At 51.7% G+C, this 12,325-nt stretch carries 11 protein-coding genes; 4 read left to right on the top strand and 7 right to left on the bottom strand.

Annotation, left to right across the window (positions count from 1 at the left end; genetic code table 11):
• Both B3P58_RS11315 and B3P58_RS11310 read right to left on the bottom strand, forming a co-directional pair.
• Positions 1-593 (bottom strand): HmuY family protein (locus B3P58_RS11315; RefSeq protein WP_286717577.1); only part of this gene is annotated, 593 nt, incomplete at its 3' end.
• A gap of 24 nt (positions 594-617) precedes the next feature.
• A complete protein-coding gene (locus B3P58_RS11310; protein WP_286717575.1) occupies positions 618-2,750 on the bottom strand; it encodes a TonB-dependent receptor plug domain-containing protein in 2,133 nt (710 codons plus the stop codon).
• A 142-nt stretch (positions 2,751-2,892) separates the two neighbouring features.
• On the opposite strand from B3P58_RS11310, the gene B3P58_RS11305 reads away from it, so the two are divergent.
• Both B3P58_RS11305 and B3P58_RS11300 read left to right on the top strand, forming a co-directional pair.
• Positions 2,893-3,171 (top strand): hypothetical protein, encoded by a 279-nt coding sequence (locus tag B3P58_RS11305; protein WP_286717573.1) that lies wholly within the window; start codon positions 2,893-2,895, stop codon positions 3,169-3,171.
• Positions 3,164-3,547 carry a hypothetical protein gene (locus B3P58_RS11300; RefSeq protein ID WP_145466661.1) on the top strand — a complete coding sequence of 128 codons (384 nt, stop codon included), beginning with the start codon at positions 3,164-3,166 and terminating at the stop codon, positions 3,545-3,547. Before B3P58_RS11305 ends, B3P58_RS11300 begins: the two co-directional genes overlap by 8 nt.
• 9 nt (positions 3,548-3,556) lie before the next feature.
• Here the strand turns inward: B3P58_RS11300 and B3P58_RS11295 are convergent, their stop codons facing one another.
• The gene (locus tag B3P58_RS11295) at positions 3,557-5,164 is read right to left on the bottom strand and encodes a DUF4124 domain-containing protein (protein ID WP_286717571.1); all 1,608 of its coding nucleotides are present in this window, start codon (positions 5,162-5,164) and stop codon (positions 3,557-3,559) included.
• Positions 5,165-5,298: 134 nt separating this feature from the next.
• A complete protein-coding gene (locus B3P58_RS11290; protein ID WP_286717569.1) occupies positions 5,299-6,189 on the bottom strand; it encodes a diacylglycerol/lipid kinase family protein in 891 nt (296 codons plus the stop codon).
• Positions 6,190-6,370: 181 nt separating this feature from the next.
• Here B3P58_RS11290 and B3P58_RS11285 point away from each other — a divergent pair, with 181 nt between their 5' ends.
• Both B3P58_RS11285 and B3P58_RS11280 read left to right on the top strand, forming a co-directional pair.
• Positions 6,371-6,847 (top strand): hypothetical protein, encoded by a 477-nt coding sequence (locus tag B3P58_RS11285; RefSeq protein ID WP_286717567.1) that lies wholly within the window; start codon positions 6,371-6,373, stop codon positions 6,845-6,847.
• A gap of 161 nt (positions 6,848-7,008) precedes the next feature.
• Positions 7,009-7,467 (top strand): CZB domain-containing protein, encoded by a 459-nt coding sequence (locus tag B3P58_RS11280; RefSeq protein ID WP_145466665.1) that lies wholly within the window; start codon positions 7,009-7,011, stop codon positions 7,465-7,467.
• 105 nt (positions 7,468-7,572) lie between these two features.
• On the opposite strand, the gene B3P58_RS11275 is transcribed toward B3P58_RS11280, so the two are convergent.
• The 3 genes from B3P58_RS11275 to B3P58_RS11265 all read right to left on the bottom strand — a co-directional run bounded on the left by B3P58_RS11275 (position 7,573) and on the right by B3P58_RS11265 (position 12,098).
• Complete coding sequence (locus B3P58_RS11275) at positions 7,573-10,194, bottom strand: ExeM/NucH family extracellular endonuclease (RefSeq protein WP_286717566.1); 2,622 nt, start codon at positions 10,192-10,194, stop codon at positions 7,573-7,575.
• A gap of 118 nt (positions 10,195-10,312) precedes the next feature.
• Entirely contained in the window at positions 10,313-11,020 is a 708-nt protein-coding gene (locus tag B3P58_RS11270; protein WP_186435785.1) for a substrate-binding periplasmic protein, read from the bottom strand.
• Positions 11,021-11,117: 97 nt separating this feature from the next.
• Positions 11,118-12,098 (bottom strand): CobW family GTP-binding protein, encoded by a 981-nt coding sequence (locus B3P58_RS11265; RefSeq protein ID WP_286717563.1) that lies wholly within the window; start codon positions 12,096-12,098, stop codon positions 11,118-11,120.
• Between the last annotated feature and the right edge of the window lie 227 nt (positions 12,099-12,325).

The following is a 12,325-nucleotide window of genomic DNA, read 5'->3' as shown; positions in this document are numbered from 1 at the left end:
TAGCTCACCGCATCAAGGACGAACTTGCTGTAGGTGGTGCCATCGGCATGGCGCAATAACCAGCCATTAGCGCTGTTGGCGCTGATCTGATGGTTGGCCGGGTTATAGATATACCAATCCTGAATGGCCGGAACATAGCTGTCGGCTTTAAACGTCAGGTCAGCCAGATTATATTCCGCACTTAATGCCTGAGCCTGAATGTCCGCATCGGCATTGGTAAATACCGAAGCAACGGCATTACCTTCCGCATCGTAAAAACCATCCGGAGTCGCTGCGAGCGCGCCCTTGCCGTTACCACTGCCGGAAACACCGCCGTTAATTTTGACTTCGGTACGACGCAGAGCAATATGCCAGTCGGTTGAAGTGACCGCCTGTTCTGCCGTTAAAGTTACCAGCTCGCCACTGCTAAGATTAACGTACTGCCAGTCGGTATAGCTGGCGGCATTAATTTTCAGGCTGGAAAAGCTGTTGCTATCCGTATTGCCATTACTGCTGTCACCATCATCACCGCCACAACCGCTCAGCAATAAAGCACTGCCCGTCGCCAGTGGCAGCATGAGACGTTTAAATGATATTAACCCTGATGGTTTCATATTCTTTTCCTTGGTTAGGGATGGTTAAAACTGATAAGAGAGACCGGCATAAGGCATACGGCCAAATACCGGGCGGCGGTCATAGGCATCTGCACTGTCACGTACGGTATCGAACAGATTATTCACACCGCCGTAGACACTGGTGCGGGCGTTTAAAAGCCAGTTGCCTTTAATATCCCAGCGGCTGTACGCCGGGCTGACATTCAGCTGGCTGCTGCCGCTGTCTGCTTCACTGATACTGCTGACGTGCTCACCCTGATATTCACCGCTCAGCGTTAATTGCAAACGATGGCTGATATCCCACAGCCACAGAGCTTTAGCGTAATGACGGGCACGGTTAATTAATGGCGTATCCAGATCCAGATCGCGGGCATCGAGATATCCAAATGACAGACGCTGCTGCAGCCCCGGCAGTAATTGCCATTGCAGGCTGAGGTCATAGCCACGGGTCAGGGCATTGGCAAAATTGGCGTAACGATAAATCGCCACACGGCCGCCATCTTCACTTTCGCCGGAATCCTGCGCCTCGATTAAATCCTGAATGCGGTTATTAAACAGTGCCAGTTCGGCATGGAAGTGTTCGTTATCCGTCAGGGAAAATGACATCTGTAAACTGCGGGATTTTTCCGGGGTTAAATCTTCGCTCCCCAGAACTTTGTAGCCGTTTACACTGTGGTCAAAAATAAAATAGCGGTTTTTTAAATTCGGTACGCGGTAACCCAACCCGGCGGACTGCCGCCACTGAAGTTGCAGGTTATGCCACTGAAATATTTGTCTGACACTGATTGTTGGTGAGAAAAATCTTCCGAAATCACTATCGTTCTGCCAGCGACCTCCAGTAGAAATATCGCCGTTAACCCCCAGAGGAATAATCAGCTGGGTGAAAAATTCGCGGCTGTTACGCTGTGCATAGGGCACTTCATTGGTGCTGACATAATAGGTACCGTCCGGACGCTGGCTGACCTGATCATTCTCTCCAAGGCCTTCATCAGTCAGTTTAATTTCGTTTTTATCCTGCTCCATGGATTCACGGAAACCTTCAACACCGGCCACCATTTCAGCGCCATAGCCCAGTGCTGAATCCAGACTGTACTGCCATTGCAAAGCGGCTTTCTGCTGCTGGTATTGGGTGTCACGCCACAGATTACCGGCCGGGATCGCGCTGTCGTTGTTCAGCTGATCCGACTGGTCATCCTGCATTTCATGCAAAGCCTGCAACTGCCACTGGCCAATACGGCTCTGCCATTCGCCCTGCAGCGCCAGACGATTACGCTGTAATAATTCGTGCTTAACACCATCGCTGCCGCTGCTGCCGGCGCGACGGGTTTCACTGTCTTCTTCAAAACGCTCGGCATTTAATCGCCACTGACTATCACCAAAATGCCGTGCCAGCATGGCGCTGAGATTACTTTTCGAGCCGCTGAAACCATCGCTGCTCCAGCTGTCGGGGTTCAGGTCGTAGCCGGAGGAATAGCGCTGATCAAGACCCAGACGCAGCTCACTCTGCCCCAGCCGTTGCGTTACGCTGGCATTCAGATGCTGCTCACCGGATACCCTGCTGTCGTCCAGCTGGCGCGAGCCATAGGTGCCGGAATCCAGAGAAGCATGACCACTTAAGCGCCGCTCTGAATTCTGGTTTTTACGGGTAATAACATTAATAACGCCGCCCATCGCCGCGCTGCCATACAGGGCCGAAGCCGCGCCGGGCACAACTTCAATATGATCGATATCCAGCATCGCCAGCTGCGAAGTATCCACCGTCGAACCCGTACTGGCGGACACCGGCAGACCGTCGACCAGAATTAATACGCGGTCGCCATTAAAGCCCTGCAGATAGACTTCTTCGCCGCTCTTGCCGTGAATCTCACGTAATTGCACACCGGGCAGAATACGCAGGGCATCGCGCAGATCACGGCTGTGCAGACGCTGAATGGTGGCCTGATCGAGAATCTGGGTACGCACCGGCGTATCGGCCAGCGGCCGTTCGCTGCGGCTGGCCGATACCACCACATCGCTGAGATTAAATACCGCACCGCCCTGAGCTCCGCTGGCATGAGCCGCAGACATAGCCAGCAACAGGCAGCCACAGAATGCATAGCGCCACCACCGCAGATGGCAAAAAACCGGTTCTGCTCCGGCGACCAGACAGCGTGTCATACAAACACCAATTGAGAATCATTATCCTTTAGATAATAAACACAAATGATATTTATTCGCAACAATGCGAAGTGCAAAGTTATGCCAGCTCACACCGCAGCCACGGTTTTGCTATGCTCTGCCGGTCGACAGGAGATCATAAATGACTGAAAACAAAGGGACTGCGCTGCTGCGCTGGCTGCAGCACAGGGCTGAGCAGGACCGCGCCAATCTGCGCTTATTTGTACTGGGAGCCGCGGTGTTCTTTGCCGGGCTGGGGATTATGCTGATGGCACAAAAGTATCTTCTGCCTTCACTGGTACAGGAAATTATCAGTCTTGCAGGCCTGATATTGGCAGCAGTGGGTGCTCTGTGTGCCGCTCTCGGTTATATTGCGCTGAGCATTCTGCGCATCATAAGGCTGGCCCGGAAAAATGACTGAACACTTCCCCGATATTGAAATTTACATCATGAAAGCTGACCCTGCGGCGGTACGCCAGTGGCTGCAGGATGCGCTGCAACAGCCTCTGCAGACGCTGAAAGAGAACGCCGGCAGCCACCACTGGCAGGTGCAGGTGAAAGACAACAGCATGGATATTTTTCTCAACGAAAATGCCGAGAAAAATTTTGCCAGCCTGTGGTTTAAACAGAACCTGACGCCATGGGCAACCGACCTCGACTGTGGCCGCGCTGCCCACGCAGCACTGAGCAGCGAAGTACGCTGCTCTGACAGTGGCTGGCAGGAAGAACATGATGGCGATGAGCCAGGCTGGATTAAATTAATCCGCGGCGAAGAAAAACCCTTCGACTGGGTGTAAAAACCCGCTTTATTGCAGATATTGCTGCGCTTCAACATTGCCCAGATCGACGGATTTCTGGGCATAAAAGCGCATTTTTTCTTTGTCTTTCATATGATAATAAGTCCCGGCAATCTCCAGAAGAGCCTTACTGTCATTCGGTTTTAATTCAAGATACTGCAACCAGTATCTGGCGATCTGGGCAAAATCTTTATTCTTCCGGATCAGGGCATAATCCAGCTGGTAATAGTTGTCGAAATCTTCAGGGTCCAGCTCAATGGCCTTTTTAAGATCAATCTCGGCATTGCGCCAGTCTCCCTGATGACCATAATAAAGTGCGCGGTAGTAATACACTTCATCATTATCCGGGGCTAACTGCAGTGCTTGTTCATAGGCCGCAACCTGTGCACCGGGTAACATCTCTGAGCGTTTTTGATAGGTCTGTCGCGCCAGACTCAATGCAATATCTTTACGCAGGCTCTGATATTTTTCGTTCTCCGGATTCAGCAGGCAGGCCTGACGTATTGCTTTACCGGCAGCACTGTATTCCTCTCGTTTATATTCACTCCAGGCCAGTTGCTGGTAATAGCTGCTTTCATAAGGATATAGAGTGATTGCCCGCTGATGCGCCTGTGCCGCCGCGGAATATTCTTTTTTGTCGTACAGCGTCCGGCCCTTACCATCGAGCGCTTCATCGTTATCCCCCAGCTGCAGCGCCGTATCATAATATTTCAGCGAATCGTTATAATGATTCGCGATGCGTGAATCTTTGCCCGCTTCCTGCAGTATAAATCCGGGAATCTGCGCCAGCAGTGAATTGTTGTTTACCTCTGAGACTGCCGCTTCAGCGATAGCCTTCATGCTTTCATAGGAGCCACCCCAGCGTGGAGCCTGAGTGATAATAAAATTACGATAAAGCGTATAGCTGGCCGGTTGTAACTCAATGCCCTGTAAAAAAGCCTGCTGGCTACCCTCGTTATTGCCTAATAATTTTTCTGTCCAGATTAATAACGCATAGGCCGGCAACATATCGGCCTTACGCTGAATAACCCGCTGTAAATCAGCACGGGCCAGTTCTGCATAGGATGTCATACCCTGAATCTGCTGATCACTGGTTTCGGAGCTGACGTTACCGCCACGACTGGCCCAGGCCATCGCGTAATAATAATTTGCCCTTGCCATATAGGGTTGCACATTAACCGGGCTGCTGTTCACCCAGTCGTTCAGTTGCTGGAGATAATTTTCGCGGATTACCCGGAAAGCAGCATAGGCGGCAACTTCACTGCGCTCACTGCGAATATCTTTTTCACGCAAACGGCTCAGAGCCTGAAGACGCAGATTCAGGCTGGTGTAATTCTTTTCAGCCAGCATCTGGCGTAAGGAAACGATGAACTGAATGGCATCAGAAGAGGATGAAGAAACAAACTGCGCAGCTGCGCTATCAGGAGCAGTCGACAAATGACTGTTACGCTTCTGAGCTCCGGGATTAACGGTTTCGACTTTAGCAGGCGCTTGACTGGTTGCCGGAGGCTTGTCGCTGAAATGCACCTGACCTTTATCGTCGGTCCATTTATAAACCTGAGCCTGCGCGCTGGCGACCCATAATGAAAACAGCAGTAACGACAGCGTTATGCGCATATAACCCTCCTTGTTATCCTTCATCCGTTATCGTGAAGAGTAACAGTTTGAGGGTTACATGTAACCGCTGCCTGCAGATGAATCAGAGCCAGATAGACCAGGGTCTGTTAACACTAATTAAACAGGCCCGAAGCCTAAGGAATCAGCAGGCGTACCGGGCTGTCTTCCATCTGCAGATGCAGCGGCAGCTCGGCCAGCGAATCGCCATCGGCCTGCACCGGCTCGCGTTCGGTACCGGCATTCAGTAATTCAATCTGCACATGACGGGCGGCAACAGATTTCATACCCGGCATTTTTTCCATAATACCCAGCGGTAAACCCAGCAGAATACCCAGGAATTTCAGCGGATTTCGGCCGGAAATCATCAGCACCTGAGTAGTCGCTTTGCTTAAGTCGGCCTGACGCGAAAGTACAAAAGATCCGGCATAATAACGGCCATTGGTAATCACCACAGAATTGGCCTGATAACGTTCACCATCCACCGTCAGCTGATAGGTTTTCTTACCGAAGTGACGCAGTTGCTTAAGCATCGATAACACATAAGCCAGCTTGCCGACTTTCTTTTTTAACGCCAGGTCAACGTTATCCACCACCCAGGCGTCGTAGCCAACACCAGCCATCAACACAAAACGACGGCCGTTAATATCACCCAGATAAATCGGCTTTTCGCGGCCATTAATAATAATGTCGGCGATCTTGTCCGGCGCCTTACCGATACCCAGTTCAGCGGCCAGCACATTGGTCGTACCGGTCGGAATCAGCGCCAGACGATAGCTCTGGTTATTACGCTGGCGCAGACCATTGACCACTTCATTTACAGTACCGTCACCACCGGCCACAGCGACCACATCAAGCGGGCCAGTATATGCAGACAGGTAACGGGTGGCATCGCCAGCACTCTGTGTCGGATACAGGCTGACATCACAACCACTGTTGCTCAGCGCCTGCTGTACAGCTTCAACAATGCGGCGGTTACCGGAGCCGGAAACCGGATTAAAGACGATCAGAACCTGTGTTGCGGCCACGCGGCATACTCCCCATCGGCGCACTGGCGGCAATAAACAGAGGTGGGGCCAGCGCGGCGCGGATTATAGCGGAATGATGACAGCCAGCCTATTGATGGCACTCTGAATGCCTGCAGGAAAAACTTGCAAATGATAATTATTATCATTAGATTGTTTTACCAGCACCAACAAGGAGGCTGCTATGCCCACTTCTCACTGCGAATCTGCTGCCTGCAGCCCCTGTGCCCTACCCAGTGTACGGGTTATCCGTCCACAACAATTCCGCTCAGCGCAGACCCCGCAGGGTGGCAGTCTGGTACCTGTGCATGAGCAGCAGCGACTTGCCCAGCTGGAGTTGCAGATACGTTCCCACCGGGGCAACGAACTGCACCCGGAATGGCTGAATGAATATCTGGATCTGGGACTGGAGCTGGCCTGCCGCGCCGGCGAACGCCAACTGCAGCCGTTGCAGGAAAGCTGGCTGACGCGGCTGTATAACACGCTGCGCGATGCCACGTTCAATAGTCAGGCGGCCAGCTGCTGGCGCTGTCAGTGCCTGGATTATCTGTACCAGCCATTCTTTGCTTTGCAGCATCTTTACCGCAGCCAGCCAGAACGCCGGAATCATCTGAGTGCCATCGTGCATGAATTTTCGCTGGCCAGCCGTTACCTGAATTAAGAACGGGCAGGAGCGCCCGTACCGAAATGGACTGAGGGTAAGCAGGGATGCACTTATCCGCATAGAATTCCCGGTAAAATGACTCAGAGATGCTTTCAGGCACACGGCACTTTCGCCGTTTATTGCTAGGCTGAGGTTATCTGTAAGGATTTCTGAAACTCATGCCTGTTATTGCCAATATTTATCTCAGCGATGCCGACAGCGAAAAGTGTCTGCAACAGATCACCCGGGCCAAAAGCGCTCACTTACGCTGGCGGGCATACGCCCAGGCTCTGCTTGCCGGTCAGGAAATAGAAGAAGGTCAACTGCCGCTGGAGCATACGGAATGCCAGTTTGGCCGCTGGTATTATGGTGCCGGTCAGGCTCTGTCCACGCTTCCGGCCTTCCGCGCCATAGAATCTCCACACCGGCAATTGCACCAGATCAGCCTGGATTTATTCCGTTTATTAGAACACGGTGAAACACCGCCGTTCTGGCAACAGCTGCTGGGTCTTAAGAAAAAAAGCGATGCCAAGAAAACAGCGCTGATACAGCAGCAGGCAACACAGCTTACCAGGGTGTCGGCTGAACTGTTAAAGGCACTGGATACACTGGAACAACAACTGAAATCCGCCGGGTAATTCATTTCTGAACGACTTAATTACCGCCAACGATGCAATAAAAAAGCCCCGGCGATAAACGCCGGGGCTGATTTTACATCCTGTATTTTTCTCCCTTAAGATCCCTCAGCCGCGACGACGCAGCGCTGCAATCATTGCCAGCACCAGCAGAGTCAACGGATGCAACGGGCCACCGTTGTTATCATCGTCGTTGCTATCGCCGCTGTTATTATTGTCTCCATTATCTGATCCGTTATCCGGATTTTCGGGATCCGGTTCCGGTGCTTTTTTATCGATACGCAGTGCCACCACAATAGGATCATGATCCGAAGAGCGGTAAGCATCAGCATTGGCATAGTTATCGATTGAGTCGTAATCCTGACCCGTTGCTTCAGTCTCATAATCCATCAGACTGTCTTCTACCGAATTGATATGCCATGCATCAACACTGACCACATGGGCATAAAAATCAGCGGTCGCCAGTGCGTGATCCAGGCTGCCAAGGAAACCACCAAAGGAATAGGAATACGGCTGAGTTTCTGTCGATTTTTCGCTGTATTTCAGATTGCTGAAACCGGCATCCAGAATTGTATTAATCGGATCTTCTTTGCTGTAAGCATTCAGATCACCCAGCACCAGTTGCGCACTGCTGTTAACCCCGGTTGGCTGGATTGCCAGATATTGCACCAGTGCCTGTGCCGCACGATTACGGGTCTGATTACAGTTACCCTGACCATCGGCGCCTTCATTATCTTCATTGCAGGCGGAGCCTTTGGATTTCAGATGATTAACAGCAACCGTAAAGACCTCATCATTCATACTGAATGACTGAATTAATGCCGGACGGTTTTTAGTATCGAGGAATAATGGCTGATCATTTTCATCTTTGGCTGAATTGCTGCTGTCGAGAATGGCAGCAGTACCAACGGCAGTCACTTTTCCGGCACGGTAGATCAGCCCCACGGTAATGACATCGCTGCCAATGGTACTGACGCCCGGATTAATCAGGCTGTATTCATTGCCCGCGGTTTGCTGTTTATTCAGTTCATTAACCAGAGTCTGAATCGCACTGTGCTCGCCGAAACCGTCATTTTCGATTTCCATCAGGCCGATAATATCGGCATTCATGGCGGTTAACGCTGCCACAATTTTATCGCTCTGCATGGTGAAGGCATCATAGGTTTTGGCGCCACGACTGGTAGGAAAGCCACCACCCTGTCCATCACCATTAAAATAATTCAGCACGTTCATACCAACAATAACCAGGTTGGCATCGGCGGCAATCGTGGGGGCGGCTGTACGCGGGTGCGTAGGATCAATGGTCAGTGCAGAAGGAATCACGGTGTAATTATTTTTATAAGCATGCATAACACCATCGAAGGTGCTGACGCTGTCACCGATACGCAGCGGGTTCAGCGCGCTGAAACCACTGTCATCAGGAAACGGAATAAACGCCGGATAGGCCGCGGATACACCATCGTCGATTAATAACACATCCAGTGCGCGGGCAGCGATGGCCGCCTGCGCTTCTGCCGATTGTGGTGCAGCAATTTCGGTACTCTGAAAATGCAGTGCCGATGACACAACAAACTGGCCGTAATTGCCAAAGCCATAACCGGTGCCAAACAGGTCGCTGACAATCAGGTTCTGCGAGCTGTTAATACGCATGCCTTCCAGTGCTTCCAGCTGTTGCAGATTATCAACCGGCAGAGTGACGGTTACCGCGCCCGGCAAGGCATTGGCGGAAGAACAGATCACCAGATCCTGCACATTTTTCAGCTGGGTAACCTGCTGGTATTCAGCAACCTTGGCCATTACCCGGACTTTGTCTCCGCTGTTCACGGCATTTTTATAGTCATAAATAAAAATACCTTCAGAGGTCATGGCATCGTTATCAGCATCGGTGTCTTCTTCCTGCAGCCAGAAACCACTGTACTGGTAAGAGCTGTCACCGTTAGCCAGCAAACCGCCCTGTTTATCCAGTGTGACGATACCTTCGACAATCACAGTTTCGCCCAGCAGCGGACTGGCATCAGCGCTGACATCAGTAATGCTGCCCTGCACCGCACTGATTAAACGAAATTCTGGCTGGCTGGTTTCTCCGCAGTTACCCAGCACAGGTTCCACGACAACATTACAGGCCGATGCAGCCCCCGGAGTCGGAGTTGCGCTGATAAAACCGGCACTGTTACGTGCACCTCCGGCACCATTTTCACAGCGCTGCAGCGACTGGTTGTCTTTATCACTATTGGCATTTTCATTTATTTGCGGCTGACCGGCATTCAGCAGTACCAGCAGACCAGAGTCATCATTATCGTCGGTATCGTATACCAGCGCATCGATCAGGTTGGTGGTGGTGACCGCAGTATTATTCGGGAAGTCGGCCGCAGCGGCCTGATATAACGCAACCGCATCGGCACCGTTCTGAATCAGGTCGCTGTCGGGGGAAGTATCCAGATCACAGCCAGCAACGTTAGCGGCATCGCCACAAATAACAAAATACCCCTGAGCGTCGGTACTGTGGCCGCTGAGATCGATCGTCAGATAACTCTGATCATTAGAGCCATTAAATAACACCACAACATGGCCATTCAGAGAGGTATTGCCAGTACCGCCATCATAAAGCTCGATAAATTCGGCAGTATCCGTACTTGTATTATCAGAATCAACTTCGTTAATCAGCAGCGTACTGTCAGCCCAGCTGCTCAGACAGAGCCCCAGCAGGCTTATGGTAAAAAGCACTTTCATCGTATTCCCCGGCCGCATATGAATGTATTCAGCGGGGCATTAAAGAGGAGGAGTGTTGCAGATAAGATACGGATTATTGACAGATTTATGTGCGTTATATGACAACGCGAAAATCCGGCTAGCGATCGTAAAGGCCATTCATTATGCGCTGATATTCGCCACTGCTTTTCAGCATTCTCAGACCTTCGTCCAGCATTTTGGCATAATTCTGGGCATTGGCATTCTGACGGCTGAAGGCAATATAAATATTGCTGGTATGATTTTCTTCACCGCGGCGAATCAGTGAACGGTCATAGTGGCTGTTCGCCATAGTGTAATCAAACACCCGGTCAAAAAAGATCGCGCCTTCAACCCGCTCATTCAGCAGCATGGCAATCATCTGCTGCTGTTTGGAAACCTCAATCAGTTTTAACCGGTGGCGGTGCTTTTCAAATTCGGCGCCGTATTCATAACCATTAATAACCGCCAGTTGAGTGCCGTCGGGAATATCGGCAGGGCTATGCCAGTTTTTTTCTTTACCCGCTTTAAAATAATAAGAGGCTCTGGCAGTAAATAATGGCTCGTTACCAAACAGATATTGCTCTTCAGTGCTGGGCTGACGGGTCACATTCCAGCAGCCATCGGCCTTACCAGCCAGCGTGAGGTTTAATGCGCGCGCGTAAGGCACGGCCTGAATATTGAGTGTGACACCGCTGTGAGCAAACGCCGCAATGGCGAGATCCCGGGAATAGCCGTTGCCCTGTGAATCAGAAAAGGGAGGCCAGGCATCTTCGGCTGCCAGACTCAGCGTCAGCGCATGACTGCCGGCGCTGAACAGCGGAGCCAAAAAAACAGCAAGCCGGAGGCACATTAAAAACACAGGACGCACAATCATCTCCGTCTATTCCGTACAGACCCATGCCTGTGATGTATTTATCTGCGGATTATTGCTCAGCCTTGCAGGCCAGCAATGCCTGCTGCAGCTCCGCAGCTGTTAATGGTTGCGAATGCAGTAATTCCAGCCGGCTTTCGTCCGGCATGCGCGTTGGCATTTCACTTAACACCGCATCACGCATATTAAGCACCAGCGGCCCTTCGTCGGTCAGTATAATACCTTTCACCCGCTGCACATCGAGGCTGTTCAGCCAGCCACGTAAAGCACGTGCCGAAAAGACCCAGTCAGCGCTGATTAACCAGCCAACGGAGTAATACCCCTGGCCATGATTTTCCAGCAGCCGCAGCTCTTCGCCTTCTGCCAGCGCGTTCTGCGGTGCCAGATCCTCGCGGGCATGCTGATGCGCATGGGCATCAGGATGCAATGCCAGGCGCTGCGGCAGAGTCCCACCCGCCAATAATTCCAGCGGTATTTCACCATTCACCACCCAGGCGCTGGCGGTTTTAGCCGGCTCAGCGCGCTGCAGTAATTGCTCAAACGCGTTGCGGTCGGCGTCTGTTGCCAGATCCGTTTTGTTTGCCACCAGCACATCGGCCAGCTGAATCTGATCGGCAAAGACGTCATTATCCAGATAGCGCGGGTCACTGAGATGACGCGGATCAAGCACACATAGACTGGCACCCGGTTGCAGAATGTCGCGATAGTGTTCGTTGCGCAGGGTTTGCAGGATATTGCGCGGATGACCCAGCCCGGTTGGCTCAATCAGCAGTACATCGGGTTTTTCCCGCGCAATCAGCATATTCAGACCAATCTGGAACAGCAGGCCGGAGACACAACACAAACAGCCGCCGGGCACTTCTTTAACCACTGCACCCTGGCTGGCGAGAATGGCGCCGTCGACCCCGACTTCACCAAACTCGTTGACCAGCACCGCCCACTTTTCGCCGGCCGGCTTTTGTTTCAGCAGGTGCAGGATAGCCGTTGTTTTACCAACGCCAAGAAAACCGGTAATCAGGTGGGTGCGGATCATGACAGGATCTCAAAAACAGTATTGTTACATAATAACACCAGGACCTGTCGACACTAATTAAACAGGCCTGTTATTGGCTAAAAATTTCTCAAACAAGGCGCTGAGAGTGTGGGATGTTCAGCACATCCCTGTGCTTCACCCCTTCGGGGTTGGCACGCCAACCTGTTCCAGACAGATTGGTAACGGGTTAAGCGAGCGAACAGCTACGCAGGATGAGGGATTTTTAG

It is taken from the genome of Thalassolituus sp. UBA2009 (assembly GCF_002335285.1).
Taxonomy (GTDB): domain Bacteria; phylum Pseudomonadota; class Gammaproteobacteria; order Pseudomonadales; family Oceanobacteraceae; genus Venatoribacter; species Venatoribacter alkanivorans.
This window is presented reverse-complemented; position numbering and strand designations above follow the sequence as displayed.